The organism is Kitasatospora sp. NPDC101235 (assembly GCF_044767505.1).
GTDB lineage: Bacteria > Actinomycetota > Actinomycetes > Streptomycetales > Streptomycetaceae > Kitasatospora.
Map to the genome: position 1 here is coordinate 191,294 of NZ_JBIWNZ010000006.1, position 26,660 is coordinate 217,953.

Consider the following 26,660-nt stretch of genomic DNA (forward strand, 5'->3'; position numbering starts at 1 on the left):
TGGGAGGGCACATCGCGCCGCCTGCCGAGACTGGGCGTGGCGCGGCCGAAACCCGATTTCAGGCCGTCCGGCCTTGGTCCGCCGGGCAGTTGGTCCCGGGCCAGTGGTCTCTACCAATTCGGGGGCGCAGGCGGGTCCGGAGGACCGTCCGGGAGACCGCCGGGAAACGCCGACGGCCGGTGCCCGGAAATCCGGACACCGGCCGCGTTTCGGTCACGGACCGTGAACGTCAGTTCAGCACCATCTCGTCGGTGATGCTGGCCTCGGTGCTCGGCAGGCCGAGCTCGGAGGCGCGCTTGTCGGCCATCGCCAGCAGGCGGCGGATCCGGCCGGCCACCGCGTCCTTGGTCAGCGGCGGGTCTGCGAGCGCGCCCAGCTCCTCCAGCGAGGCCTGCTTGTGCTGCATCCGCAGCTGGCCCGCCGCGGCCAGGTGCTCGGGCACCTCGTCGCCGAGGATCTCCAGCGCGCGGGCCACCCGGGCGCCGGCCGCCACCGCGGCGCGGGCCGAGCGGCGCAGGTTGGCGTCGTCGAAGTTGGCCAGCCGGTTGGCGGTGGCGCGCACCTCGCGCCGCATCCGGCGCTCCTCCCAGGCGAGCACCGACTCGTGCGCGCCGAGCCGGGTCAGCAGGGCGCCGATCGCGTCGCCGTCGCGGATCACCACCCGGTCCACGCCGCGCACCTCGCGGGCCTTGGCCGGGATGCCGAGCCGGCGGGCGGCGCCGACCAGGGCGAGGGCGGCCTCGGAGCCGGGGCAGGTGATCTCCAGCGAGGAGGAACGGCCCGGCTCGGTGAGCGAGCCGTGCGCCAGGAAGGCCCCGCGCCAGGCCGCCTCGGCGTCGCAGGTGGCACCGGAGACGACCGCCGGTGGCAGGCCCCGGATCGGGCGGCCGCGGCCGTCGACGAGCCCGGTCTGGCGCGCGAGCAGTTCGCCGTCCTTGACCACCCGGACCACGAAGCGGCTGCCGCGGCGCAGCCCGCCGGGGGCCATCACCACGAGGTCCGAGGAGTGCCCGAAGATCTCCAGCAGGTCCTTGCGCAGCCGCCGTGCCGCCGCCCCGGTGTCCAGCTCCGCCTCGATCACGATGCGGCCGCTCACGATGTGCAGCCCGCCCGCGAACCGCAGGATCGCCGACACCTCCGCCTTGCGACAGCAGGCCCGGGTGACCGGGAGCCGGCTGATCTCGTCCTTCACCGCTGGAGTCATCGCCATGGCCCGATCCTTCCATGTGTCCGGAAAATCCGGTCGTACGCTGCCGCCAACAGCTCGGGGTCGTGTCGCGGCGTCCCGTCGGTGCGGGCCACCGAGCCGAGCACCAGAGCGGCCCCCATCCGTTCGGCGGCCTTCTCCAGGCCGTCCAGGTCGGCCTGGCCGAAGGCCCCGCCGGTCACGGCGCGCTCGTCCACCAGGATCGCATCCACCGCGAGGTCCGGAGCGTGGTCGGCGATGACCTCCAGGTGACGCTGCGGGGTGAAGCCCTCGGTCTCCCCGGGCTGGGGGGCCAGGTTCAGGGTGAGCAGACGGCGGGCGCGGGTCTCGGTGAGCGCCGCGGCCAGCTCGGGCACCAGCAGGTGCGGCAGCACGCTGGTGAACCAGGAGCCGGGGCCGAGCACCACCCAGTCCGCCTCCCGGACGGCGGTGACCGCCTCCGGGACGGCGGGCGGCCCGTCCGGCAGCAGCCGGATCGACTGGACGGTGCCCGGGGTCACCGCGACGTCGGCCTGGCCGCGGACCGCGGTGACCTCGCCGGGGCGCTCCGGGTCGTGGCCGCGGACGGTCGCCTCGATGTCCAGCGGCACCGCCGACATCGGCAGCACCCGGCCCTGCACGTTGAGCAGCCGGCCGACCCAGTCCAGCGCCGTCACCGGGTCGCCCAGCTTCTCCCAGAGCGCGACGATCAGCAGGTTGCCGACCGCGTGGCCGCCGAGCTCGCCGTTGCCGGTGAAGCGCTGCTGGATCACCTCGGACCAGGTGCGGCCCCAGTCGTCGTCCCCGCACAGCGCGGCCAGCGCCTTGCGCAGGTCGCCCGGGGGCAGCACCCCCAGTTCCTCGCGCAGCCGCCCGCTGGAGCCGCCGTCGTCGGCGACGGTCACCACGGCCGTGAGGTCACTGGTGAGCCGGCGCAGCGCGGACAGCGAGGCGGACAGGCCCTGCCCGCCGCCGAGCGCGGTGATCCTGGGGGCCGGCTTGGCGCGGGAGGGACTGCTGCGCGGGCGGCCCGGCGCCGTGGGCCGGGCCGGGCTGCCCGCCCGGTCACCGGTCCTGCTCTGCGGCTGCCGCCCGGGCACGTATCCCGCCACAATCACCTCGCGTTCCTCGGCCCGCCAACCGCTCCGCCGGCGGGCCCGGCAGGAAGGCGGCGGTTACTCCCGTCCCATGTCACGGTGGACGAGCACCGTCTCGACTCCGTCGGCGATGAGACGCTTGGTCAGACGCTCGGACATGGCGACGCTGCGGTGCTTGCCACCGGTGCAGCCTACGGCAAGCGTCATGTAACGCTTCCCCTCGCGGCGGTATCCCTCGGTGATGATGCGCAGCAGCTGGGCGTAGCCGTCCAGGAACTCGTTGGCTCCGGGCTGCTGGAAGACGTAGTCGGCGACGTCCGCGTCGGTGCCGGTGCGGGCCCGCAGTTCGGGCACCCAGTGCGGGTTGGGCAGGAAGCGACAGTCCACCACGAGGTCGGCGTCGACCGGCAGGCCGTACTTGAAGCCGAAGGACATCACGGTCGCGCGCAGCTCGGGCTCGTCGTGGTCGGCGAACTGGGCGTCCAGCTTGGCGCGCAGCTGGTGCACGTTGAGGTTGGAGGTGTCGATCACCAGGTCGGCCTCGCCGCGCAGGTCGCGCAGCAGGTCGCGCTCCCGGGCGATGCCGTCCACGATCCGGCCGTCGGCCTGCAGCGGGTGCGGGCGGCGGACGCTCTCGAAGCGGCGCACCAGCGCCTCGTCGGAGGAGTCCAGGAAGACGACCCGGAGCCGGACGCCGCGCTTCTCCAGCTCGTCCAGCGAGGTGAGCAGGTCGTCGAAGAACTGCCGGCCGCGGACGTCCACGACCACGCCGATCCGGGCGACGTTGCCCTGGGAGCGGGCGCCCAGGTCGACCATGGTCGGGATCAGGGCCGGCGGCAGGTTGTCCACCACGAACCAGCCGAGGTCCTCCAGGCACTTGGCCGCGGTGGAGCGGCCGGCTCCGGACATGCCGGAGATGATCACCAGCTCCGGCGCGTTCTCGCCCACGTCTGACACGGTCACTTCGGTTCCCCGCTCTCGGTCTTTCTGAAGGGGAGAACGCGCACGGCTCGGCCGCCCTTTCCCGGCCCGGGCAGGCGGGCGGGGCCGGGGCACACCGGCTGACGGGCGGCGTCGGCCGTCATGGCGTCTCCTGGGATGGTGCGGTCTGGGGTGCTGCTGCCACCGGCTCGGCGGCCTGCTCGGCCCCGTCCTCGATGATCTCGCCGGTCGCGGTGTTGACCGCGGGTGCGGCGGGTGTACGGGACGACAACGCCTCCGCAACAGTCTGCGCGGTGCGGCGTCCGATGCCGGGTACCTCGCAGAGCTCGTCCACGGTGGCGGCCCGGAGCTTCTTCAGCGAGCCGAAGTGCTTGAGCAGCGCCCGGCGGCGAGTCTCGCCGAGGCCCGGGACGGAGTCCAGTTCCCCGGCGGTGAGTCGCTTGGAACGCTTGTTGCGCTGATAGCTGATCGCGAAGCGGTGCGCCTCGTCGCGGACCCGCTGGAGCAGGTAGAGGCCCTCGCTGGAGCGGGGCAGCACCACCGGGTCGTCCTCGCCGGGCAGCCAGACCTCCTCCAGGCGCTTGGCCAGGCCGCACAGCGCGACGTCGTCGATGCCGAGCTCGTCCAGGGCGCGCCTGGCGGCGGCGACCTGCGGCTGGCCGCCGTCGACGACCAGCAGCTGGGGCGGGTAGGCGAAGCGCTTGGGGCGGCCGTCCTCGTCCCGCGCGCCGCCGGTGGCGGTGTCGGGGTCGTCCTCCTCGGGGACGGCCCACTCGCCGGTCTGCTCGCGCTCCTGGAGGTAGCGGCGGAAGCGCCGGCTGATCACCTCGTGCATCGAGCGGACGTCGTCCTGGCCCTCGAAGCCCCTGATCTGGAAGCGCCGGTACTCGCTCTTGCGGGCCAGGCCGTCCTCGAAGACGACCATGGAGGCGACCACGTCCTCGCCCTGGAGGTGGGAGATGTCGTAGCACTCGATGCGCAGCGGGACGGAGTCCAGCTCCAGCGCGTCGGCGATCTCCTGGAGGGCGCGGCTGCGGGTGGTGAGGTCGGAGGCGCGCTTGGTCTTGTGCAGTGCGAGCGCCTGCTGGGCGTTGCGCTGCACGGTGGCCATCAGGTCCTTCTTGTCGCCGCGCTGGGGGATGCGCAGGTCGACCTGGCTGCCGCGCAGGCCGCTCAGCCACACGCGGACCGGCTCCACCGGGTCGGGCAGGGCGGGGACGAGCACCTCGCGCGGGACGGACTCGCCGCCGCCGTAGAGCTGTTGGAGGGCGTGCTCGACCAGGCCTGCGGTGTCGACGTCCTCGACCTTGTCGGTGACCCAGCCGCGCTGGCCGCGCACCCGGCCGCCGCGGACGTGGAAGATCTGCACGGCGGCTTCGAGCTCGTCCTCGGCGACGGCCAGCAGGTCGGCGTCGGTCGCGTCGGCGAGCACGACGGCGTTCTTCTCCATCGCGCGCTTGAGGGCGCCGATGTCGTCCCGCAGCCGGGCCGCCTTCTCGTACTCCAGCTCGGCGGCGGCCTCCTGCATCTGGTCTTCCAGCCGGCGCAGGTAGTTGCCGGTGCGCCCGGCCATGAAGTCGCAGAAGTCCTCGGCCAGCGCTCGGTGTTCGTCCGCCGAGACCTTGCCGACGCAGGGCGCGGCGCACTTGCCGATGTAGCCGAGCAGGCAGGGCCGGCCGACCTGGCGGGCGCGCTTGAAGACGCCGTTGGAGCAGGTGCGGACGGGGAAGACGCGCAGCAGCAGGTCGACCGTCTCGCGGATCGCCCAGGCGTGCCCGTACGGACCGAAGTAGCGCACGCCCTTCTTGTGCGCCCCGCGCATCACCTGGACCCGCGGGTACTCCTCGTTGAGGGTGACGGCGAGTTCCGGATAGCTCTTGTCGTCGCGGTACTTGACGTTGAACCGCGGGTCGAACTCCTTGATCCAGGAGTACTCCAGCTGGAGCGCCTCGACCTCGGTGCCGACCACGGTCCACTCCACCGAGGCGGCGGTGGTGACCATGGTCGCGGTGCGCGGGTGCAGGCCGGCCAGGTCCTGGAAGTAGGACGACAGGCGCGGCCGCAGGCTCTTGGCCTTGCCGACGTAGATGACCCGGCCGTGGGCGTCGCGGAACTTGTAGACGCCGGGGGAGGTCGGGATCGCACCGGGCGCGGGGCGGTAGGTGCTCGGGTCAGCCATGGGTCCACCGTACCGAGTGGGGCCGGGGCCGCGGGGCGGAGATCGTCAGGGGGGACCGTGGCGGTCGTGAGGCGCTCAACTGGGTCAGCTCGGGGTCACCTTGAGGTTGCCGCCCTCGACCGTGACGGTGTAGGAGGGCAGCGGGGAGGAGGCCGGTCCGTCCTGCACGGCGCCGTCGGTGATGGCGAACCGGCTGCCGTGGCAGGGGCACTGGATCTGGTCCTTCTTCACCTGGTCCACGATGCAGCCGGCGTGGGTGCACTTGGCGCTGAACGCCTTGTACTGGCCGGCGGTGGGCTGGGTCACCACGATCTTCTGCTCGCGGAAGACCTTGCCGCCGCCCTCCGGCACGGCCGAGGCCGGGCCGAGGTCGACCGGGCCCTTGGGGGCGCCGCTGCCGGAGGAGGAGCTGCATCCGGTGACCGCCACGGTGCCGCCGGCCGCCAGGACGGCCGCGGCCCCGCAGAGCAGGGTGCGGCGGGAGGCGGTGGGGTTGGTCTCGGGGGCCTCGGACATCGGTGTGCTCCTACGGTTGCTGCTGCGAGGGACCACGGAAGTCTATGCCGCACCCACCGGCCGCTCCCTGACTGCCCGGACAACGGGAGCGGCGGGAGCGGCCGGTGGGTGGACGGGTCTACTTCTTCGCTGCGACCGCGCGCTTGCGCGGCGCCCTCTTCGCCGGGGCGGCGACCGGGGCGTCCGCGAAGTCGGCCGGCAGGATGTCCCGCAGGAACTTGCCGGTGTGGCTCTCCGGGACGGCGGCGATCTGCTCCGGGGTGCCCTCGGCGACCACCGTGCCGCCGCCGGAGCCGCCCTCGGGGCCCATGTCGACGACCCAGTCGGCGGTCTTGATCACATCGAGGTTGTGCTCGATGACGATCACCGTGTTGCCCTTGTCCACCAGCCCGCTGAGCACCTTGATCAGCTTGCTGATGTCCTCGAAGTGCAAGCCGGTGGTGGGCTCGTCCAGCACGTAGACCGTCCGCCCGGTGGAGCGCTTCTGGAGCTCCGAGGCGAGCTTGACGCGCTGCGCCTCACCGCCGGAGAGCGTCGGCGCGGACTGGCCGAGCCGGACGTAGCCGAGGCCGACGTCGTTGAGCGTCCGCAGGTGCCGGGCGATCGCCGGGACGGCCTCGAAGAAGCCCAGCGCCTCCTCGATCGGCATGTCCAGCACCTCGGCGATGGACTTGCCCTTGTAGTGCACCTCCAGCGTCTCCCGGTTGTACCGGGCGCCGTGGCAGACCTCGCACGGCACGTAGACGTCCGGAAGGAAGTTCATCTCGATCTTGATGGTGCCGTCGCCGGTGCAGTTCTCGCAGCGGCCGCCCTTGACGTTGAAGGAGAACCGGCCGGGCAGGTAGCCGCGGACCTTGGCCTCCTGCGTCTCCGCGAAGAGCCGGCGGACGTGGTCGAACACCCCGGTGTAGGTGGCCGGGTTGGACCTCGGGGTGCGGCCGATCGGCGACTGGTCGACGTGCACCACCTTGTCCACCAGGTCGGTGCCGGTGATCCGGGTGTGCCGGCCGGGCACGCTGCGGGCGCCGTTCAGCTCCCGGGCGAGGTGGGTGTAGAGGATGTCGTTGACCAGCGTCGACTTGCCGGAGCCGGAGACACCGGTGATCGCGGTGAGGGTACCGAGCGGGAAGCCGACGGTGACGTCCTTGAGGTTGTGCTCGCGGGCGCCGTGCACCGTCAGCTGGCGCTTCTTGTCCCGGTCGCGGCGGGCGTCCGGGATCGGGATGGACCGCTTGCCGGAGAGGTACTGGCCGGTCAGCGACTCCTTGTTGCCGAGCAGCTGCTTCAGCGAGCCGGAGTGCACCACCTTGCCGCCGTGCTCGCCGGCGCCCGGGCCGATGTCGACCACCCAGTCCGCGGTCTTGATGGTGTCCTCGTCGTGCTCGACCACGATCAGGGTGTTGCCGATGTCGCGCAGCCGCACCAGCGTCTCGATCAGCCGGTGGTTGTCCCGCTGGTGCAGGCCGATGGACGGCTCGTCCAGCACGTACAGCACGCCGACCAGGCCGGAGCCGATCTGGGTGGCCAGCCGGATGCGCTGGGCCTCGCCGCCGGACAGGGTGCCGGCCGCGCGGTCGAGCGAGAGGTAGTCCAGGCCGACGTCGACCAGGAAGCGCAGCCGCTCGTTGACCTCCTTCAGGACCCGCTCGGCGATCTGCTTGTCCCGGGCATTGAGCTTCATCGCGCCCAGGAACTCGGAGCAGTCGCTGATCGACATCGAGGAGACCTCGGCGATCGACCTGCCCTCGACGGTGACCGCGAGCACCACCGGCTTGAGCCGGGTGCCCTGGCAGGTCGGGCAGGGCACCTCGCGCATGTAGCCCTCGAAGCGCTCGCGGCTGCTGTCGCTCTCCGCCTCGGTGTGCCGGCGCTGGATGAACGGGATCGCGCCCTCGAAGCCGGTGCTGTACGAACGCTCCCGGCCGAAGCGGTTGCGGTAGCGGACCTGCACCTGGTGCTTGTGCCCGTACAGCAGCGCCTTCTTGGCGCGGGCGGGCAGCCCGGCCCAGGGGATGTCGGTGCGGAAGCCGAGCTCCTCGGCCAGCGCGTCGATCAGGCGCTGGAAGTACTCCTTGGCGTGCCCGGCCGACCACGGGTGGATCGCACCCTCGTCCAGCGAGCGCTCGACGTCCGGCACGACCAGCTCCGGGTCGACCTCCATCCGGTTGCCCAGGCCCGAGCAGTCCGGGCAGGCGCCGAACGGCGAGTTGAAGGAGAACGAGCGCGGCTCCAGCTCCTCGAACGACACGTCGTCGTACGGGCAGTAGAGGTGCTCGGAGTACATCCGCTCGCGCTCCGGGTCGTCCTCGGGGAGGTCGACGAAGTCGAGCACGACCATGCCGCCGGACAGCCGCAGGGCCGTCTCCACCGAGTCGGTGAGCCGCCGCTTGGCGCTGTCCTTGACGGTCAGGCGGTCGATCACCACCTCGATGGTGTGCTTCTCCTGCTTCTTGAGCTTCGGCGGCTCGGCGAGCTGGATCGTCTCACCGTCGACGCGGGCGCGGGAGTAGCCCTTGGACTGGAGGTCGGCGAAGAGGTCGACGAACTCGCCCTTGCGCTCGCGCACCACCGGGCTCAGCACCTGGAAGCGGGTGCCCTCGGTGAGCTCCAGCACCTTGTCCACGATCGCCTGCGGCGACTGCTTGGCGATGGGGCGGCCGCAGTGCGGACAGTGCGGCTTGCCGATCCGGGCGAACAGCAGGCGCAGGTAGTCGTAGACCTCGGTGATGGTGCCGACGGTCGAACGGGGGTTGCGGTTGGTGGACTTCTGGTCGATCGAGACGGCCGGGGAGAGGCCTTCGATGAAGTCCACGTCGGGCTTGTCCATCTGCCCGAGGAACTGACGGGCGTAGGAGGACAGCGACTCGACGTAGCGGCGCTGGCCCTCGGCGAAGATCGTGTCGAAGGCGAGCGAGGACTTGCCGGAGCCGGAGAGGCCCGTGAAGACGATGAGGGAGTCGCGGGGCAGGTCGAGCGAGACGTTCTTGAGGTTGTGCTCGCGAGCACCGCGGACGATGAGGCGGTCGGCCACTGCTTCTGGCGCCTTTCTCCGGGGCGAGACGGCTTGCGGTGAGTTTCGGTACTTCTTCCAGGATGCGGCAGCCAGCCTATAGCTCAGGCGTTCGAATATCGACTCTGTCCAGTGGAGGCCACCCGAACGAGTGAAGGCCACCCCCTGACCGTCCGTACCCGCACCGAAATACCCCCTGCTCAGGGCACCGATTCGGCGGTAGCGTCGGCTGGTCAACGAGCGAAGCCCCCGTGGGCAACGCGCCGTCCCGCAGAGAAGGCAGATTCGATGACCGACCCGCAGTCCGCCGCCGAGGCCGCCCGGCTACTGACCCTGGTCGAGGCGAGCACCCGGCGCATGCTGGAGACCGTCTCCGCCCTGAAGCCCGAGGCCCTGGCCGAGCCCTCCGCGCTCCCCGGCTGGACCCGCGGCCACGTGCTGGCCCACCTCGCCCGCAACGCCGACTCCCTGGTCAACCTGCTGACCGGTGCCCGCACCGGCACCGACATCCCGCAGTACGCCAGCGAGCAGGCCCGCGACCAGGGCATCGAGGACGGCGCCGGCCGCCCGCTGGACGTCCAGCTCGCCGACCTGCGCGAGTCGCACGAGCGCTTCGTCGCGGCCACCGCGCTGATGACCGACGAGAACTGGGCCGCCGAGGTGCGCCACCGCTCCGGCACCGTCTTCCCGGCCTGCGACCTGGTCTGGAAGCGCTTCGCCGAGGTCGAGTACCACCTGGTCGACCTGGACGGCGGGTACTCCCCCGCCGAGTGGCCGGAGGAACTCGCCCTCCCCGAGTTCCGCCGCCTCACCACCCGCCTGGCCGGCGACGACGACCTGCCCGCCGTCCAGCTGATCGCCGACGACACCGACGACCGCGCCGTGATCGGCGCCGCCTCGGTCGGGTCCGGCCCGACCGCCGAGGGCCCGGTCCGCGCCCTGCTCGCCTGGCTCTCCGGCCGGTCCGCCGGGGACGGCCTGCGCCGCACCCCCGACACCGCCCTCCCCCAGCTTCCCCCGATGGGCTGACAGCGCGAGGATGATCCCAGGAGCCACTGGAGAGGGAGCGAACGGATGACGTACCACGGAGCGGTCAAGGTCGGCGGGCCGCCGGACGTGCGCGAGCTGGCCCACCTGATCATCACCAAGGTGGCCGTCGGCCCGTACGACAACAACGCCTACCTGCTGCGCTGCCGGGCCACCGACGAGCAGCTGCTGATCGACGCGGCCGCCGACGCGCCGGTGCTGTTGGAGACCGTCGGCGACGACCTCGAAACCGTGGTCACCACCCACCGGCACCACGACCACTGGGGCGCACTGGCCGAGGTGGTTGCCACCACCGGCGCCCGCACCGCCGCCGGTGAGCACGACGCCGAGGGCATCGACGTGCCCACCGAGCTGCTGCTCGCCGACGGCGCCAAGCTGCGGGTCGGCGACGTCGAGCTCACCGTCCGGCACCTGGTCGGGCACACCCCGGGCGCGATCGTGCTGATCTACGACGACCCGCAGGGCCACCCGCACGTCTTCACCGGCGACTGTCTCTTCCCCGGCGGCGTGGGCAACACCTGGGGCGACCCGGAGGCCTTCCGCACGCTCTACCGGGACGTCATCGAGAAGGTCTTCGACGTCCTGCCGGACGAGGCCTGGGTCTACCCCGGCCACGGCAACGACACCACCCTCGGCGCCGAGCGCCCGCACCTCGACGAGTGGCGCGAACGCGGCTGGTAGTCCGCCCCCGCCGAACGGCCGAGGCCCCGCGACCGGAAGCGGTCACGGGGGTCTCGGCGGTGCCGGGTCAGGCGTCAGGCGTCAGGCGTCGAGCTTCTCGCGCTCGGCGCGCTCCGCCTTCTTCGAGGCCCGCAGGCTGGTGAAGGTGGTGATCGCCAGCACCACCACGATGAAGCCCAGCGAGAACGGGATGCCGATCTCCGGGGCCCACGTCGCGCCGGCCTCGTGCGCGGCGTGCAGCACCAGCTTCACGCCGATGAAGCCGAGGATCACCGACAGGCCGTATGACAGGTGGACCAGCTTCTTCAGCAGGCCGCCGATCAGGAAGTACAGCTGGCGCAGCCCCATCAGGGCGAAGGCGTTGGCGGTGAAGACGATGTACGGGTCCTGGGTGAGGCCGAAGATGGCCGGGATCGAGTCCAGCGCGAACAGCACGTCGGTGGTGCCGATCGCCAGCATGACGATCAGCATCGGGGTCATCAGCCGGCGGCCGTTCTCCCGGATGAAGAGTTTGGTGCCGTGGTATTTGTCGGTCGACGGGAAGCGCCGCTCGATGGACTTGAGCAGGCGGTTCTCCTCGAACTCCTCATCCTCCTCCTCGGCGCGGGCCTCCTTGACCAGCTTCCAGGCCGTCCAGATCAGGAAGCCGCCGAAGATGAAGAACACCCAGGAGAACTCGGAGACCAGCGCGGCGCCGCCGGCTATGAACACCGCCCGGAGCACCAGCGCGATGATCACACCGAACATCAGCACACGCTGCTGGTAGATCTTCGGGACGGCGAACTTGCCCATGATCAGGATGAACACGAAGAGGTTGTCGACACTGAGCGACTTCTCGGTGATGTAGCCCGCGAAGAACTCACCCGCCGGCTCGGCGCCGGAGTGCCACCAGAGGAAACCGCCGAAGATCAGCGCCAGCACGACCCAGACGACCGTCCAGATCCCGGCCTCCTTGATCGAGACCTCGTGCGGCTTGCGTCCACCGATGAAGAAGTCGGCCACGATCAGGGCGATCAGCACACCGATCGTGGTGACCCACATGGTTACGGAAACGTCCACTACTGCTCCTCCGGCAGGTAGGCGAGACAGTCATCGTCACTGCCGGAGGTCTCTTCCGCCCGTCGGGCCAGCGCCCCGGGGTGCCGCGACGGGCACCCGTGATGACGGGGTCGGCTGTCGAGGAATACTCCCCTCCGCTGCCATCGAGAGTAACAGGGAGGGCAAGGAAAGGTAAAGAAGGTAAAGAACCGTCAGAGATACGGCTCGATCGCCGGCAGCAGGTCCTGGAAGGTGCGCCCCTTGGCCGGCGCGCCGATCGCCTGCATCTCCCAGCCGCCGCTGCCGTCCCGGACCACCTTGGCCATGATCTGCCCGGTGTGCGGCCCGCCGCCCGCCAGCTCGTAGCGGGCCAGCTCCAGCCCGGTGGTCTCGTCCACCAGCCGGCAGTGCGCCCGCTGCACCTCGGCGAAGGTCTGCCCGGTGTACGAGCTCACCGTGAACACCACCTGGGTGATGTTCACGGGCACGTGCACCAGGTCGACCAGGATCGCCTCGTCGTCCTCGGCCCCGGAGCCGCCCTCCAGGTTGTCGCCGGTGTGCCGGACGGAGCCGTCGTTGCTCTCCAGGTGCGAGAAGAACACCACGTCGGACGGGGTCCTCTCGGCGTACAGCAGCGCCGAGGCGTCCAGGTCGATCTTCCGGGTGCGGCTGCCGAACAGCCCGCGCTTGGGGGCGGCCTGCCAGCCGAGGCCCATCCGGACCACGGTCAGGGCGCCGCCCTGCCCCTTCTGGAGGCTGACCCGCTGCCCCTTGGCCAGGTTCACCGACACGACGTTGTCCTCTCTGCCGGCCGCGCGGTCACACCCGAGCGGCTCCACGGTGGAACACCCCGTCGCCGTCCCCCGGCTGAGGCCCCCTCTGCGTACGGCCCGCCACCCCGTCCCGAGGGCACGATGCCGCAGGCCAGCCTAGGGCCTGCGGCACCCTGGCCTCCCCCGGGTTTCCCCGTTTGTGGCAAGGCTGAGACACCCGTGGGCTTGACCGGTGTCATTCCGGCCAAGCCCGGTCGCCTCGCGGGTGCGCCCCTCCGGTACGCCTACGCCACACCGGCCTCGCGCATCTGCCGCAGTTCCTTCTTCAGTTCCTTGACCTCGTCGCGCAGCCGGGCCGCGACCTCGAACTGGAGGTCGGCGGCGGCCGTGTGCATCCGGTCGGTCATCTCCTGGATCAGGTCCGCCAGTTCGGCGGCCGGCAGGGACTTGGCCGGCTTGCGCTCCGCGCCCAGCGACGGCACCGGGGCCTTGCCCTTGCCCTGGTTCCGGTAGCCGGTGGAGAGCAGCTCGTCGGTGTCCACGTCCTCGCGGGCGAGGGTGTCCAGGATGTCGCCGATCTTCTTGCGCAGCGGCTGCGGGTCGATCCCGTGCTCCTTGTTGTAGGCCTGCTGCACGGCCCGGCGGCGGTTGGTCTCGTCGATGGCCTTCTCCATCGCGGCGGTGATCTTGTCCGCGTACATGTGGACCTGGCCGGAGACGTTACGGGCGGCGCGGCCGATCGTCTGGATCAGCGAGGTGCCGGAGCGCAGGAAGCCCTCCTTGTCCGCGTCCAGGATCGCCACCAGCGACACCTCGGGCAGGTCCAGGCCCTCGCGCAGCAGGTTGATGCCGACCAGCACGTCGTACCGGCCCGCCCGCAGCTCGCGCAGCAGCTCCACCCGGCGCAGGGTGTCCACGTCGCTGTGCAGGTACCGGACCCGGATGTCCAGGCCGAGCATGTAGTCGGTGAGGTCCTCGGCCATCTTCTTGGTCAGCGTGGTGACCAGGACGCGCTCGTCCCGCTCGACCCGCTTGCGGACCTCGTGCACCAGGTCGTCGATCTGGCCCTCGGTCGGCTTGACGATCACCTCGGGGTCGATCAGGCCGGTCGGGCGGATGATCTGCTCGACCTGGCCGTCGCCGCGCGACAGCTCGTAGGGGCCGGGCGTCGCCGACAGGTAGACGGTCTGGCCGATCCGCCCCAGGAACTCCTCCCACTTCAGCGGGCGGTTGTCCATCGCGGAGGGCAGCCGGAAGCCGTGCTCGACCAGGGTGCGCTTGCGCGAGGCATCGCCCTCGTACATCGCGCCGATCTGCGGGACGGTGACGTGCGACTCGTCGATGACCAGGAGGAAGTCCTCCGGGAAGTAGTCGAGCAGGGTGTTCGGCGGGGAACCGGGCTCACGGCCGTCGAAGTGCATCGAGTAGTTCTCGACGCCCGAGCAGGTGCCGATCTGGCGCAGCATCTCGATGTCGTAGGTGGTGCGCATCCGCAGCCGCTGGGCCTCCAGCAGCTTGCCCTGCTTCTCCAGCCGGGCGAGCGTCTGCGCCAGCTCCGTCTCGATGCCGTTGACCGCGCGCTCCATGCGCTCGGGGCCGGCCACGTAGTGCGAGGCGGGGAAGACGTAGACGGAGTCGTCCTGGCTGATGATCTCGCCGGTGAGCGGGTGCAGGGTGTACAGCGCCTCGATCTCGTCGCCGAACATCTCGATCCGGACGGCGAGCTCCTCGTAGACCGGGAAGATCTCGATGGTGTCGCCGCGGACCCGGAAGGTGCCGCGGCTGAAGGCCACGTCGTTGCGGGCGTACTGGATGTCGACGAAGCGGCGCAGCAGGTCGTCCCGGTCGATCTCCTGGCCGACCTTGAGCGGCACCATCCGGTCCACGTACTCCTGCGGGGTGCCGAGCCCGTAGATGCAGGAGACCGAGGCGACCACGACCACGTCCCGGCGGGTGAGCAGCGAGTTGGTCGCCGAGTGGCGCAGCCGTTCGACCTCCTCGTTGATCGAGGAGTCCTTCTCGATGTAGGTGTCCGTCTGCGGGACGTACGCCTCGGGCTGGTAGTAGTCGTAGTACGAGACGAAGTACTCGACCGCGTTGTTCGGCAGCAGCTCGCGGAACTCGTTGGCCAGCTGCGCGGCCAGCGTCTTGTTCGGCGCCATCACCAGGGTGGGCCGCTGCAGTTTCTCGATCATCCAGGCCGTGGTGGCGGACTTGCCGGTGCCCGTGGCACCGAGCAGCACGACGTCCTTCTCCCCTCCCCTGATCCGCCGCTCCAGCTCGGCGATCGCCGCCGGCTGGTCGCCGTTCGGCTGGAAGGGGCTGACGACCTCGAAGGGCGCCACGGACCGCTCAATACTCGTGATGGGACGCACCACTCAACGGTACGACCCACCACTGACAGGCGGGACGGAATCGGTCAGGCCGCGTGCGCCTCGAACCTCATGGCGGGCTCCCGGGCGGGGTCGATCCGCACGGCGGGGTCGAAGGCGGCGGCCGGGCGCTCGATCAGCGGCAGCGTCGGATCGACCCCGCTCTGCTCGATGCCCTCGACCCTCGATGCTCTCGACGGTCTCCTCGTCCGGCCCGGTCTACGCGGCGCTGTCCCGGGCGAGGGCGACCAGGCGGGAGATGGCGCGCAGGTACTTCTTGCGGTAGCCGCCGCGCAGCATCTCCTCCGGGAACACCTGGTCGAAGGGCAGGCCGGAGGCGGTGATCGGCAGCTCGCGGTCGTACATCCGGTCGGCCAGCACGACCAGGCGCAGCGCGGTGGACTGGTCGTCGACCTGCTTGACGCCGCGCAGGCAGACCGCGGTGACGTCGTCCAGCAGCGCGCCGTAGCGGCTGGGGTGGACGGCGGACAGGTGGGCGAGCAGGGCGTCGAAGTCGTCCAGCGCGGCGCCGGGGATGCGGGCCGCGGCGGCCTCGACGGCCTCGTCGGAGTACGGCGGCGGGGCGTCCGGCAGGCCGCGGTGGCGGTAGTCCTGGCCGTCGATCCGCATCGGGCGGAAGTGCGACGACAGGCCCTGGATCTCGCGCAGGAAGTCGGCGGCGGCGAAGCGGCCCTCGCCGAGCTTCTCCGGCAGGGTGTTCGAGGTGGCGCACAGCTTCACCCCGTTGTCGACCAGCCGGCCGAGCAGGGTGGAGACCAGCACGGTGTCGCCCGGGTCGTCCAGCTCGAACTCGTCGATGCAGAGCAGCTTGTGCCCGGAGAGGGTCTGCACGGCCTGCTGGAAGCCGAGCGCGCCGACCAGGTTGGTCAGTTCGACGAAGGTGCCGAAGGCCTTGGGGCCGGGGGCGGCGTGCCAGAGCGAGGCGAGCAGGTGGGTCTTGCCGACGCCGTAGCCGCCGTCGAGGTAGACCCCGGCCGGGCCGGTGGGCGCGGGGGCGGAGCGGCGGAACCAGCTGCGCTTGGGCGCGGAACCGTTTCCCCCGACAAGGGTGGCCGCGAACTGCTCCAGGACCTGGACGGCCTCGTACTGGCTCGGCTGGGTCGGGTCCGGGATGTACGTCCCGAAGCTCACGTCGGCGAACCGGGGCGGCGGGACCATCTCGGCGACCAGCCGCTCGGCGGGCACGACGGGGCGGCGGTCGGTGAGCGCGATCGGGGAGCCGGACGCGTGTGCGGCGGCTATCGGCTCGGTCGCGGCGGCGGGGTGGGAGGCTGCGGGCACATCAGTAGAGGGTACGCCTGCCCTGTACGCCGTCCGAACGACCCACGGTCCACGGTGGAAGACTGGGGACATGCAACAGTTGATCAGCCCGCTGAGCGCGACGCTTGCCGATCCCGCCGCGCTGGAATCGCTCGCCGCCCTCTACGCGTACCCCGAACAGGTGAATCAGGGGCGCCCCTGGCTGCGCGCCAACATGGTGTCCGGCCTGGACGGCGGGGCCAGGCTGGACGGGCTGTCCGAGGGGCTCTCCGGCGACGCCGACAAGCGGATCTTCGGGGTGCTGCGGGCGCTGTCGGACGTGGTACTGGTGGGCGCGGAGACGGTCCGCGCCGAGGGCTACCGTCCGGCCCGGGCGCGCAGGGAGTTCGCGGCGGCCCGCGCCGCGGCGGGGCAGGCGCCCGCCCCGGCGATCGCCGTGGTGAGCCGCTCGCTGCAGCTGGACCTGACCGCGCCGCTGTTCACCGAACCGCTGGTGAGGACGGTGGTGATCACCACCGGGGACGCCCCCGCGGAGCGCCGCCGGGCGGTCGCCGAGGTGGCCGACCTGGTGCTCGCCGGCACCGGTTCGGTGGACCTGCGGGCGGGCGTGGCGGCCCTGGCCGAACGGGGCTGGACCCGGCTGCTGACCGAGGGCGGCCCGCGCCTGCTGGGGCAGATCGCGGCGGCCGGCCTGCTGGACGAGCTGTGCCTGTCGCTGGCGCCGCTGCTCACCGGGGGCGACGCACCGCGCATCCTCCACGATGCGCAAATGCCGGACGTGCAGCGGATGCGGCTGGTCTCATTGATCGAGCAGAAAGGATTCCTCTTCACCCGCTACCTGCGTTACCCGGGTTCGGATGACCCCGTGACCCCCCGATCGTGATCCCGTTATGCGATGCCGGGGCCCGGGGGCCGGCCACTGGAAGGGATTCACGTGTTCAAGACGGTACTGATGATCGAAAAGGCTCTCTCCGACGCGGACGTGGAGCTCGTCACCACGCTCCACGGCGAGGAGGAGGTGTCCTTCGTCGTCCTGATGCAGCCGCGCGGCAAGCAGGACGAACTGCTGCGAGCGCTCGACGACGTCGCCCTCGGCCACCTCGACAAGGTGGTGCACGAGCACGACGAGTCCGAGAGCGGGCCGACCGTGGCCACCGAGTCGCTGGAGCACAGCCTGCGCCACCTGCGCTCGGCCGGGACCGAGGCGGTGGGCGAGCTGGTCGAGGAGAAGCCGCTGGAGCGGCTGCGCGCGGTCGTCGAGGAACACCGGGCGGACGAGGTGGTGGTGCTCACCTCACCGCACTTCGTCGAGGAGTTCTTCCATCGCGACTGGGCCTCCCAGGCCCGGCACAAGGTAGGGGTCCCGGTGCTCAGGCTGTTCGCCAGCGACTCCTAGCCCGGCGCGCCGGTGGTGCAGAATCGTCCTTGCGGTCCGCCCGCGAGGACGATTCCGTCTTCCCGTCCCGTCCGCCCGACCTGTCTGCCCCCGCCCGTACGGAGCCACGCCTTGAACGACGCCGCGCACGACCTGCACGCCCCGCACTTCATCGGCATCGGCGGCGCCGGGATGTCCGGCCTGGCGAAGATCCTCGCCGTACGCGGGGCCAGCGTCTCCGGCAGCGACTCCAAGGAGTCCGAGACCGTCCTCGCGCTGCGCGCCCTCGGCGCCACCGTGCACGTCGGCCACGCCGCCGAGCACGTGCCGGACGGCACCAGCAGCGTGGTCGTCTCCAGCGCGATCCGCGCGGACAACCCGGAGCTGGTGGCCGCCGACGAGCGCGGCATCCCGGTGGTGCACCGCTCCGACGCGCTGGCCGCACTGATGGGCGGCCGCCGGGCGCTGGCGGTGGCCGGCACCCACGGCAAGACCACCACCACCAGCATGCTCGCCGTCGCCCTCGGCGAGCTGGGCCTGGACCCCTCCTACGCGATCGGCGGCGACCTCGACGCGCCCGGCTCCAACGCCCACCACGGCACCGGCGAGATCTTCGTCGCCGAGGCGGACGAGAGCGACCGCAGCTTCCACAAGTACGCGCCCGAGGTGGCGATCGTGCTCAACGTGGAACTGGACCACCACGCCAACTACGCCTCGATCGAGGAGATCTACGAGTCCTTCGAGACCTTCGTCGGCCGGATCGTCCCCGGCGGCACCCTGGTGGTCTCGGCCGACCACGACGGCGCCCGCGAGCTCACCTCCCGGGTGGCCGGCCGCGAGGGCCTGAACGTGGTGACGGTCGGCGCCGCCGAGGACGCCGACCTGCGGGTGCTGTCGGTGGTCGCCCACGGCATGACCAGCGAGGTCACGGTACTGCTGGACGGCGCCGAGCTGGCCTTCACCGTCTCGGTGCCCGGCCGGCACTACGCCCACAACGCGGTGGCCGCGCTGGCCGCCGGCGTCGCGCTGGGCGTCCCGGCCGCCGACCTGGCCAAGGCGCTCGGCGCCTACACCGGCGTGCGCCGCCGCCTCCAGCTCAAGGGCGAGGCCGGCGGGGTCCAGGTGATCGACTCCTACGCCCACCACCCCACCGAGATGACCGCCGACCTGGAGGCGATCCGCGAGGGCCTGACCGGCGAGGGCCGGGTGCTGGTGGTCTTCCAGCCGCACCTGTTCAGCCGCACCCAGCAGCTCTCCGAGGAGATGGGCCGGGCCCTGGCGCTGGCCGACGCCTCGGTGGTGCTGGACATCTACCCGGCCCGCGAGGACCCGATCCCCGGTGTGACCAGCGAGCTGATCATCGACGCCGCCCGCCGGGCCGGCGCCGAGGTCACCGCCGAGCACTCCTTCGCCGCCGCCCCCGCCCTGCTGGCCGGCCTCGCCCGTCCCGGCGACCTGCTGCTCACCATGGGCGCCGGGGACGTCACCAACCTCGGGCCGGCCATCCTGGACCACCTCGGGGGAGGCCTGGCCCACCTCGCGAACGTTGCTTCCAACGTCTGACCCGTACGTACACCGCGACCGGGAGCCCGTGATGAGCTACGAGATCGAGAAGACCGAGGCCGAGTGGCGCGCCCAGCTCAGCCCCGAGGAGTACCACGTACTCCGTGAGGCGGGCACCGAGCGCCCGTTCACCGGTGAGTACACCGACACCAAGACGGTCGGCGTCTACGGCTGCCGGGCCTGCGGGGCCGAGCTGTTCACCTCCGAGACCAAGTTCGACAGCCACTGCGGCTGGCCGTCCTTCTACGATGCGCGCAACTCCGACGCCGTGGAGCTGCTGGAGGACAACAGCCTCGGCATGCGACGTGTCGAGGTTCGCTGCGCGAAGTGCGGCGGGCACCTCGGGCACGTCTTCGAGGGGGAGGGCTACGGCACTCCGACCGACCTCCGGTACTGCATCAACAGCGTCTCGCTGACGCTGAAGCCGGCCGGATAGGACGACCGCCAGGAGGCCCGGTCACCGTGCGGTGTCCGGGCCTCCTCGTCATCCCGCGACCGGTTCGAAGCGGACCGGCAGGTGCATCAGGGCGCGGTGGAACGGGCCCGGGCGCCAGAGCAACTCCTCGGCGGGGGTCGACAGTTCGAGGTCACTGAGGCGGCTGCCCAGCTGCTCGACGGCGGTGATCGCGATCAGCAGGGCCGGGTCCCTGGCCGGGCAGGCGTGCGGGCCGGCCGCCCAGGCCAGGTGGGCGCTCTCGCCGCTGCGCAGCCCGCCGTCCCCGGTGGGCGGCGCGGCCTGGGAGTTGGCGGCCGCGTACGAGACCAGGACCAGCGACCCCGCCTTGATCTCCCGGCCGTGGAAGGTGATGTCGTACCGCGGGTAGTGGGCCGAGAGGTTGGCCATCGGCGGCTCGTGCCAGAGCACCTCGTCGATCGCCTGGTGGGCGGTCATCGCGCCGCCGAACAGCGAGCCGGCGTAGCGGGCGTCGGTGAGCAGGCGCAGCAGGGCGTTGCCGATCAGGTTGGTGGTCGGCTCGTGCCCGGCGATCAGGGTCAGGGTGATCTGCCGGATCACCTCGTCGTCGTCCAGCCCGACCGGGTGGGTGACGTACCAGGAGGCCAGGTCGTGCCGGGGGCGCTCGCGGCGCTCGGCGACCATCGCGGTGACCACCGCCAGGAGCTTCCCGTACGAGGCGCCCGCCTGCGCGGTGGACTCGATCAGGCCGGTGATCGAGTCCACCACCTCGGCGCGCTGCTCCTGCGGCACGCCGAACCAGGTGGTGAGCACGAAGGCGGGCAGCCGGCGGGCGTACTCGGCGATCAGGTCGGCGTGCCCGGCACCGGCGAAGCGGTCGATCAGCCGGTGCGCGGTCTCGGCGACCTGCCGCTGGAGCCGGTGCGGTTCGAACAGCGCGAGGGCGTCGGTGATCACCGCCCGGTAGCGCGCGTGCGTCTCGCCGTCGCTGAACATGGCGGTCGGACGGTAGCCGAGCATCGGCATCAGCGGGGAGTCCGGCGGGATGGTTCGCTGCCAGGCCCGGGAGTCCTTGGAGAAGGTGTCGGTGTCGCGCAGCAGGTCCAGCGCGGCCTGGTAGTCGGTGACCAGCAGGGCCTGGACGCCGGGCGCGATCTCCACCGGGGCGACCGGGCCGTGCCGCCGCAGCCGCTCGTAGACCAGCTTGGGATCGGCGGCGAAGACCGGGCCGTGGATCGGGGTCGGTCGGGACTCGACGGTCACGGCTGCTCCGGGGTGGCGGGGGCGGCGGGCAGGGCGTCCAGGATGTGCTCGGCCAGCGCGATCAGTGCGTCCAGGCTGCTGTCGCGCTCACGGGCGTCGCAGAGCAGCAGCGGGGTGGCGGGGTGCAGGTCCAGGTGGGTGCGCAGCACCTCGACCGGGTGGTCCGGTGCGTCGGGGAAGCGGTTGACCGCGACGGCGTACGGCAGGCCCTGCTCCTCGACCATGTCCATGATCTCGAAGGAGTCGGCCAGCCGGCGGGTGTCGGCGAGCACCAGCGCGCCCAGGGCGCCGCGGGCGATGTCCTGCCAGAGCGGGAAGAAGCGGCGCTGTCCGGGGGTGCCGAACATGTAGAGCACGACGTTGCCGGGCAGGGTGAGCCGGCCGAAGTCGACGGCGACGGTGGTGGTGGTCTTCTCGGGCAGGCCGGCCAGGTCGTCCACCGGGCGGCCGGTCTCGGTCATCGCCTCCTCGGTGTGCAGGGTGGCGATCTCGGAGAGGGTGCGGATGAGGGTGGTCTTGCCGACCCCGAACGGGCCGGCCACCACCAGCTTCATCAGCGTCTGGTCCTGGTCGGGCAGGTAGCCCACCCGACCCGGCTGATCCGCCCCTCCGGGCCGGATCGTCTGGTCTTCCGGGTCCGGCCGGCCGGCCGGGTCAGCGGAGCGCACGGAGTCCAACGAGGAGCCTCTCGACGATGGAGCGGTCGGTCTGCTGGGCGCGCGGGATCGGCGCGCGGGCGTGCAGGCAGCCCGCCTCGACCAGGTCGGCCGCGAGGAAGACGGTGGCGCTGACCGGCAGGCGCAGGTGCGCGGCGGCCTCCACCACGGTCAGCGCGCCGGGGCGCAGCAGGTCCCAGAGCCGGCGGTGTTCGGGTTCCAGCGCGGCCGGCGGGTCGGCGCGGTCGGCGAACAGCACGGTCAGCCGCTCGAAGCCCTTGGTGCCGGGGCTGCTGCGGCCGCCGGTGGCCAGATAGGCGGGCACCATCCGCCTGCGGGGGGCGGCGGTCATGACCGGCCGTCGTCGTCCTGCCGCCGGGTCGGGCTCGCGAGCGCGCGACCCAGGGCGGCGACCTGCACCTGCATCTGGTAGGCCACGTTGCCGAGCTGGGCGTCCGGCGAGGTGAACACGGCGAGCGAGGTGTTCTCCCCGGCGGGCACCACGATGGCGTAGCCGAGGTCGGACTCCACCACGGTCTGGGCCAGCCGGGGCCGCTCGGCGTCGGTGAACGCGGTGGTGAAGGCCCGGGCGGCGGCGTGCACGGTGGCGGTCATCGCGGCGACCCGCTCGGCCGAGGCGCGGTCCAGGCCGCCCGAGGCGCCCTCGACCAGGCCGTCCCCGGTGGCGATGACCGCGTGCAGCACCCCCGGCAGCTCCAGCAGCGGGGTCAGCACCCACGAGATCTCGTCGGTGGCGGTCGGGCTGGGCGTGCTGCTCACTGCTCGGCTCCTTCTGAGGTCGGACCGGTGCTCTGGTCACCGGGGTCGCGGCCGGCGGTGGTGCCGCCGGGGGTGCTGGTGGTGTTCGTCGTGCCGGTGGTGCCGTCGCTGTCTCCGGGGGCGGCCCGGCCGGGTGCGGCACCGGCGGCCTCCTCGCGGACGGCCCGGGCCACGGCGGCCCGGCCGGAGTCGGTGCCCCGCTGCAACGCCTGCCAGTGGGCGGCGGCCTGCTCGGGGGTGCGTGCGGCCACGGGGGCGGGGGCGGGCTTCGCGGTGGCCGGCTTCGCGGCAGCCAGCGGACGGCGGCGGCGCCGGGTGGGCAGGCCGATGCCGTCGTCGGCCGCAGGTGCGTCCGCTGCGGGTGTGTCCGTCGCGGGCGCACCTGACGCGCCTGACACGCCGGCCGCGGGGCCGCCCTCTGGCGCGTCGTCCTCTGCCGGGCCGTCCGCGACCGGGTCGGGCACCACCCGGATGGCCGGGGCCGGGTGCGGGCCCGGCCGGTTGTGGCGGTCGGCGAGCTGCGGACCGTCCTGCTCGTCCGCGTCGCGCATCGGCGGGACGGCCGCGACGGTGGGCGCCGGGGCCGGGCCGGCGCCGCCCCGCAGCGGCAGCGGGGTGAGCACCGACAGCGGCCGCTCGTCGTCCACCACGGTCACCAGCGCGGCCGGGATGCGCAGGATGGTCCGCATGCCGCCGTACGGCGAGGGCTCGACGTGGCAGGAGAAGCCGTACTGGCGGGCCAGCTTGCCGATCACCGCGAAGCCGGTCTTGGGCGGGTTGCCGAGCTCGGTGAGCAGCATGTCCGGCGGGCCGGCCAGCAGCCGGCGGGCCCGGCGCAGCTGGTCCTCGTCCATGCCGATGCCACTGTCGTCGATGATCACCAGCGCGCCGCGGCCGCCCTGCTGGACGGTGACCGGGACGTCCGTCTCCGGGTGGGAGTAGGCGGTGGCGTTGGCGAGCAGCTCGGCGAGGGTGACGGCGATCGGCTCGGCGGCCCGGGCGACCACGGCGAGGCGCTGCTCGCGCAGGTGGTTGGCGACCTTGATCCGGGCGTAGCCGGGCACCCGGGAGAGCGCGCCGACGACCACCTCGGCGAGCGGCGAGTCGGTGCGGGCCAGGCCCGGCCAGGCCTCGCAGAGCACCGCGACGGTCTGGATCCGGCGCAGCGCGACCTCGTTGCGGAAGTCGACCTCCAGCAGCCGGGGGTCGTCGTTCTCGTGCTGGAGCTGCTGGACCAGGCTCTGGATCTGGTACAGCAGGGTCTGGATCCGGGAGGTGGCGCCGCGCATGGCGGCGCGGGCGGCGGCGTCCACCCGCTCGCGCTCGTCGGCGAGGGCGGCCTGGGCGGCGTCCAGGACGGCCTGAAGTGCCCGGACCGCCTCGGGGCCGACGGCCTGCGGGTCCAGCGGGCCGACCAGCGGGGCGTTGCTGTGGGTGAGCCGCACGGCGGTGGCGGCGACCCGCTCCTGGGCGAGGTGGCCGATCTCGGCGAGCAGCGCGGCGGCGCGCGCCTCTGCGGCGGCGAGCGCGCGGTCGGCCTGTTCGGCCCGGGCGGTCGCGGCGTCGCCCTGCTGGACGGCGTCCCGGACGGTGTCCTGCGCCTGCCGGGCCGCCTCCTGCGCCTCGCGGACGCTGTCCTCGGCGGCCCGGGTGCGCTCCTCCGCCCGCCGGGCGTCCTCCGCGGAGCGCCGGGCGGTCTCCTGCGCCTCGCGCTGCTGCTGCTCGACGCGGGCGAGCGCCCCCTCGGCGGCCCGGGCGCGCTCCTCGCCCCGGCCGAGCGCGGTCTCGGCGGCCACCGCCCGGGCGACGGCCCCGGCCCGGCCGCGGGCGAGCACGGCCGCGGCCACGGCGGCGACCAGCGCCAGGACGATCAGCGCGATCTGCGTCATCGAAGTCCTCGGGGGTGCTTGCGGGTTGGATCGGGTGGTTCGGCCGGGCCTGTCGGGAGGGGGCGCGGCGCGGGTGGGGCGCCCGGGCGGGGTCGGTCCCGGGCGGGAGCGGTCCCGGGCGGGAGCGGTCCCGGGCGGGAGCGGTCCCGGGCGGGAGCGGTCCCGGGCGGGGTCAGTTCCGGGCGGTACGCGGGCGCGGGGAGCGGACGTCGTCCTCGGCCAGTTCCCGGGCCACCAGGGCGACCTGGCCCATGGCTTCCAGGACGCCCGGGGCCGCCGAGCCGTCCAGGTGCCGGTATTCGGCCGCGACGGTGAGCACCAGCCGCTCGGGCAGGCCGAGCTCGGGGTAGCGCTGCTCGGCGATCACCCGTCGGGCGGCGTCCAGAGCGGGTATCCCGGCCGCGTGCAGGGCGTGGGCGCGCTCGCGGACGTAGGCGAGGTAGCCGATGTGCTCCCGGACGCCGTCGCGGTCGAGCACCGGGCCGTGGCCGGGCACGAAGATCTCCGCGCCGGTGGCCAGGGCCTGTTCGCAGGCGCCGATGATGTTCTCCAGCGGTCCGGCCCAGTGCGAGGGGTGGTCGCCGGGCTGCTCGGGCGTCGAGGAGAAGATCACGTCGCCGGTGAACACCGCGCGCTGGTGCGGGAGGTGGACCATCAGGTCGCCGCCGGTGTGGGCGGCGGGCAGGCTGGTGATCCGCACCGGGTAGCGGCCGACGGTCAGCTCCAGCTCGCCGGTGAAGACGGTGTCGGGGCGCACCGGCTCGGTGTCCGACCAGTCGAACCGCCCGAAGTGCTCCTTCAGGTAGCCGCCGAGCACCGAGTCCGGGTCGCTGTTGACGACCAGCGCGTGCTGCTGCTGCGGGCTGGGCTCCCAGTGGATGTGCTCCAGTGCCTCGCGGGTGGCGATCACCTCGGCGTCCGGCAGCACCCCGGCGCCCCACAGGTGGTCCCCGTTGGCGTGGGTGACGACCACCCGGTCGATCCCGACCCCGTCCGGCAGCAGCCGCCGGCTCGCGGCGAGGAACTCCCCGGCCATCGAGGGGTCGTACGGCGTGTCGATCCAGAGCGCGGTGGTCTCCGAGGCCAGCAGCCCGCAGTTGGCCAGGCCCCACCCCCGCTTCGGCGGGAGCCATACGTACAGGTCCTCGGCAATCGCGCTCACGTTCGCACGGCTGATCGTCATGTGCGCGATTATGCCCATGCTGTGTCAGAAGTGGAGCAAGACCATGTCGGTTCAAGCCACTTCGCGTCCGGAGCAACCCGGGCTGTCCCGATTCGTCCCGCATGGTCTGGACCACATCTGGCCGAAGTAGCCCGGCCCGGAACCCCGCGGAAGCACCCGCTCCACCCCTCGGACCAGCACCGGCCCCTCGGCGACGGCATCGATCGCACACGCACCCGCCGCCGGCCGGACCGCGGCGTCAGAGCACGCGCGCCGAGGGCTGCTTCAGCTGCTTGATCCCCTTGCGCTCCCCCGCGCAGCGCTCGTAGCCCAGCCATGCGTTGATCGCCAGCATCGGCCCGTTGGTCGTGTCGTTGCTGGTGTACGCGTGCCGGTGGCCCGCCGCCGCGGCGAGCCGCAGCGACTCCAGCTTGGCCGACTTGGTCAGCCCCCGGCCGCGGACCTCCCGGCGGCAGGCGGTGAACGCGGACCAGTAGCGGTCCACCCCGTCGGTCTGCGCCATGCTGAACGCGGCCGGCCGGCCGTCCACCACGGCGACGACGCTCAGCGCCAGGTCCCGGTCCGGCCGGGCCCAGTCGTCGCGCAGCCAGTCCTCGTACTTCAGGGCGTCCATCGGCACTTCGCCGGGCTCGTCCGGGATGGCGTCCGCCTCGACCAGGAACACCGGGTTCGGGTCGGCCGCCCAGTCGGCGGCCGGGCGCAGTTCGACCCCGGCCGGCAGTACGGGCGCGGGCGGCAGCGGCAGCGTCAGGTCCCGTCCGGCGAACTGCATGGTGCGCCCGAGCCGGTAGTCCTGGGCGGCGCCGAAGGCCAGCGAGGCGGGCTCGTCGTCCAGCCAGGTGTGCACCTCGGTCACCCCGTGCCCGGCCAGGTGCCGTTCGGCCGCGGCCAGCAGCGCGGTGGCCGCGCCGCGCCGCCGGAACCCGGGCAGCACACTGCCGTTGGCGTAGCCGACGCCCGTGGTCGTCGTCCCGAGCACCACCCCGCAGCGCACCGCGCCGACCACCCGGCCGTCCAGCTCGGCGACGAAGGTGCGGAAGTGCTCCTCGGAGCTGAGCTGGGCGTTCAGCCAGACCAGGGTCTCGGCGGAGAGCACCAGGTGCTCGCGCCCGGCCCGGTGGGCCGCGGCCACGGCCACGGCGTCCTCCGGGCGGAAGTCACGGATCGTCAAGGAGGAGGAAGGCGAAGAAGTCATGGATGCCCACGCTAGCCTCGCCCGCCCGCCCGACGCCTCCGATTTTCCCGCCGCAAGGTCACCCCGCCTGCGGGGACGGCCCGGGGTCGGGACCGGGGTCCCTCACCACCGGAAGAACATGCTCAAATAATGCTCTGAGAAGACCGGGTGAGGCTTGGCAGCCACCCCGCCCGGGGACATTCTCAGCAGCACGGCCGCACGGTTCCGGCGACGACGCCC

Annotated in this window: 23 protein-coding genes; 6 read left to right on the forward strand and 17 right to left on the reverse strand. The window is 72.5% G+C overall.

The genetic code is table 11. The annotated features are described in order from the left end of the window. Nucleotides 1-229 precede the first annotated feature (229 nt). The 6 genes from whiA to uvrA all read right to left on the reverse strand — a co-directional run bounded on the left by whiA (nucleotide 230) and on the right by uvrA (nucleotide 8,951). Nucleotides 230-1,210, reverse strand: coding sequence for a DNA-binding protein WhiA (whiA, locus tag ACIRRH_RS12970; protein ID WP_224275316.1), 981 nt, complete (start codon nucleotides 1,208-1,210; stop codon nucleotides 230-232). Continuing rightward, nucleotides 1,201-2,298 (reverse strand): uridine diphosphate-N-acetylglucosamine-binding protein YvcK, encoded by a 1,098-nt coding sequence (gene yvcK / locus ACIRRH_RS12975; protein ID WP_403066271.1) that lies wholly within the window; start codon nucleotides 2,296-2,298, stop codon nucleotides 1,201-1,203. Before yvcK ends, whiA begins: the two co-directional genes overlap by 10 nt. Nucleotides 2,299-2,361: 63 nt before the next feature. Continuing rightward, nucleotides 2,362-3,246, reverse strand: coding sequence for an RNase adapter RapZ (rapZ, locus tag ACIRRH_RS12980; RefSeq protein WP_308020136.1), 885 nt, complete (start codon nucleotides 3,244-3,246; stop codon nucleotides 2,362-2,364). A 118-nt stretch (nucleotides 3,247-3,364) separates the two neighbouring features. After that, nucleotides 3,365-5,404 (reverse strand): excinuclease ABC subunit UvrC, encoded by a 2,040-nt coding sequence (gene uvrC, locus ACIRRH_RS12985; RefSeq protein ID WP_403065991.1) that lies wholly within the window; start codon nucleotides 5,402-5,404, stop codon nucleotides 3,365-3,367. An 84-nt stretch (nucleotides 5,405-5,488) separates the two neighbouring features. Beyond that, nucleotides 5,489-5,920 carry a Rieske (2Fe-2S) protein gene (locus tag ACIRRH_RS12990; protein ID WP_403065994.1) on the reverse strand — a complete coding sequence of 144 codons (432 nt, stop codon included), beginning with the start codon at nucleotides 5,918-5,920 and terminating at the stop codon, nucleotides 5,489-5,491. Nucleotides 5,921-6,038: 118 nt separating this feature from the next. Beyond that, complete coding sequence (uvrA, locus tag ACIRRH_RS12995) at nucleotides 6,039-8,951, reverse strand: excinuclease ABC subunit UvrA (protein WP_403065997.1); 2,913 nt, start codon at nucleotides 8,949-8,951, stop codon at nucleotides 6,039-6,041. 267 nt (nucleotides 8,952-9,218) lie between these two features. Between uvrA and ACIRRH_RS13000 the strand changes: the two genes are divergently transcribed. Together ACIRRH_RS13000 and ACIRRH_RS13005 are read left to right on the forward strand one after the other, a co-directional pair. Beyond that, the gene (locus tag ACIRRH_RS13000) at nucleotides 9,219-9,959 is read left to right on the forward strand and encodes a maleylpyruvate isomerase family mycothiol-dependent enzyme (RefSeq protein WP_403066000.1); all 741 of its coding nucleotides are present in this window, start codon (nucleotides 9,219-9,221) and stop codon (nucleotides 9,957-9,959) included. Between the two features lie 45 nt (nucleotides 9,960-10,004). Then, nucleotides 10,005-10,658, forward strand: a complete 654-nt coding sequence (locus ACIRRH_RS13005) for an MBL fold metallo-hydrolase (RefSeq protein WP_403066003.1) — start codon at nucleotides 10,005-10,007, stop codon at nucleotides 10,656-10,658. A gap of 81 nt (nucleotides 10,659-10,739) precedes the next feature. Here the strand turns inward: ACIRRH_RS13005 and ACIRRH_RS13010 are convergent, their stop codons facing one another. The 4 genes from ACIRRH_RS13010 to zapE all read right to left on the reverse strand — a co-directional run bounded on the left by ACIRRH_RS13010 (nucleotide 10,740) and on the right by zapE (nucleotide 16,143). Then, entirely contained in the window at nucleotides 10,740-11,717 is a 978-nt protein-coding gene (locus ACIRRH_RS13010) for a TerC family protein (protein ID WP_403066006.1), read from the reverse strand. Nucleotides 11,718-11,908: 191 nt separating this feature from the next. Continuing rightward, nucleotides 11,909-12,487 (reverse strand): TerD family protein, encoded by a 579-nt coding sequence (locus ACIRRH_RS13015; protein ID WP_403066009.1) that lies wholly within the window; start codon nucleotides 12,485-12,487, stop codon nucleotides 11,909-11,911. A 266-nt stretch (nucleotides 12,488-12,753) separates the two neighbouring features. After that, nucleotides 12,754-14,844, reverse strand: a complete 2,091-nt coding sequence (gene uvrB / locus ACIRRH_RS13020; protein ID WP_403066011.1) for an excinuclease ABC subunit UvrB — start codon at nucleotides 14,842-14,844, stop codon at nucleotides 12,754-12,756. A 216-nt stretch (nucleotides 14,845-15,060) separates the two neighbouring features. Then, entirely contained in the window at nucleotides 15,061-16,143 is a 1,083-nt protein-coding gene (gene zapE, locus ACIRRH_RS13025; protein ID WP_403066014.1) for a cell division protein ZapE, read from the reverse strand. A 70-nt stretch (nucleotides 16,144-16,213) separates the two neighbouring features. Between zapE and ACIRRH_RS13030 the strand changes: the two genes are divergently transcribed. The 4 genes from ACIRRH_RS13030 (at nucleotide 16,214) to msrB (ending at nucleotide 19,496) form a co-directional block, all read left to right on the forward strand. Then, a complete protein-coding gene (locus ACIRRH_RS13030; protein WP_403066017.1) occupies nucleotides 16,214-17,005 on the forward strand; it encodes a pyrimidine reductase family protein in 792 nt (263 codons plus the stop codon). A 51-nt stretch (nucleotides 17,006-17,056) separates the two neighbouring features. Further along, nucleotides 17,057-17,518 carry an indole-3-glycerol phosphate synthase gene (locus ACIRRH_RS13035; protein WP_224275336.1) on the forward strand — a complete coding sequence of 154 codons (462 nt, stop codon included), beginning with the start codon at nucleotides 17,057-17,059 and terminating at the stop codon, nucleotides 17,516-17,518. Nucleotides 17,519-17,629: 111 nt separating this feature from the next. Beyond that, a complete protein-coding gene (murC, locus tag ACIRRH_RS13040; RefSeq protein ID WP_403066020.1) occupies nucleotides 17,630-19,060 on the forward strand; it encodes a UDP-N-acetylmuramate--L-alanine ligase in 1,431 nt (476 codons plus the stop codon). Between the two features lie 31 nt (nucleotides 19,061-19,091). Next, nucleotides 19,092-19,496 (forward strand): peptide-methionine (R)-S-oxide reductase MsrB, encoded by a 405-nt coding sequence (gene msrB / locus ACIRRH_RS13045; protein WP_403066022.1) that lies wholly within the window; start codon nucleotides 19,092-19,094, stop codon nucleotides 19,494-19,496. Between the two features lie 48 nt (nucleotides 19,497-19,544). On the opposite strand, the gene ACIRRH_RS13050 is transcribed toward msrB, so the two are convergent. The 7 genes from ACIRRH_RS13050 to ACIRRH_RS13080 all read right to left on the reverse strand — a co-directional run bounded on the left by ACIRRH_RS13050 (nucleotide 19,545) and on the right by ACIRRH_RS13080 (nucleotide 26,441). Beyond that, on the reverse strand, nucleotides 19,545-20,738 hold the full coding sequence (locus tag ACIRRH_RS13050; protein ID WP_403066024.1) for a cytochrome P450: 1,194 nt from the start codon (nucleotides 20,736-20,738) through the stop codon (nucleotides 19,545-19,547). Then, nucleotides 20,735-21,292, reverse strand: coding sequence for a GTP-binding protein (locus tag ACIRRH_RS13055; protein ID WP_403066273.1), 558 nt, complete (start codon nucleotides 21,290-21,292; stop codon nucleotides 20,735-20,737). Before ACIRRH_RS13055 ends, ACIRRH_RS13050 begins: the two co-directional genes overlap by 4 nt. A 100-nt stretch (nucleotides 21,293-21,392) precedes the next feature. Beyond that, on the reverse strand, nucleotides 21,393-21,746 hold the full coding sequence (locus ACIRRH_RS13060) for a DUF742 domain-containing protein (RefSeq protein ID WP_403066026.1): 354 nt from the start codon (nucleotides 21,744-21,746) through the stop codon (nucleotides 21,393-21,395). Further along, entirely contained in the window at nucleotides 21,743-22,174 is a 432-nt protein-coding gene (locus ACIRRH_RS13065) for a roadblock/LC7 domain-containing protein (RefSeq protein WP_403066028.1), read from the reverse strand. Before ACIRRH_RS13065 ends, ACIRRH_RS13060 begins: the two co-directional genes overlap by 4 nt. Next, nucleotides 22,171-24,063 (reverse strand): ATP-binding protein, encoded by a 1,893-nt coding sequence (locus ACIRRH_RS13070; protein WP_403066030.1) that lies wholly within the window; start codon nucleotides 24,061-24,063, stop codon nucleotides 22,171-22,173. Before ACIRRH_RS13070 ends, ACIRRH_RS13065 begins: the two co-directional genes overlap by 4 nt. 172 nt (nucleotides 24,064-24,235) lie before the next feature. Continuing rightward, nucleotides 24,236-25,246 carry an MBL fold metallo-hydrolase gene (locus ACIRRH_RS13075; RefSeq protein ID WP_403066032.1) on the reverse strand — a complete coding sequence of 337 codons (1,011 nt, stop codon included), beginning with the start codon at nucleotides 25,244-25,246 and terminating at the stop codon, nucleotides 24,236-24,238. Nucleotides 25,247-25,484: 238 nt separating this feature from the next. Further along, on the reverse strand, nucleotides 25,485-26,441 hold the full coding sequence (locus ACIRRH_RS13080; RefSeq protein WP_403066034.1) for a GNAT family N-acetyltransferase: 957 nt from the start codon (nucleotides 26,439-26,441) through the stop codon (nucleotides 25,485-25,487). Nucleotides 26,442-26,660 lie beyond the last annotated feature (219 nt).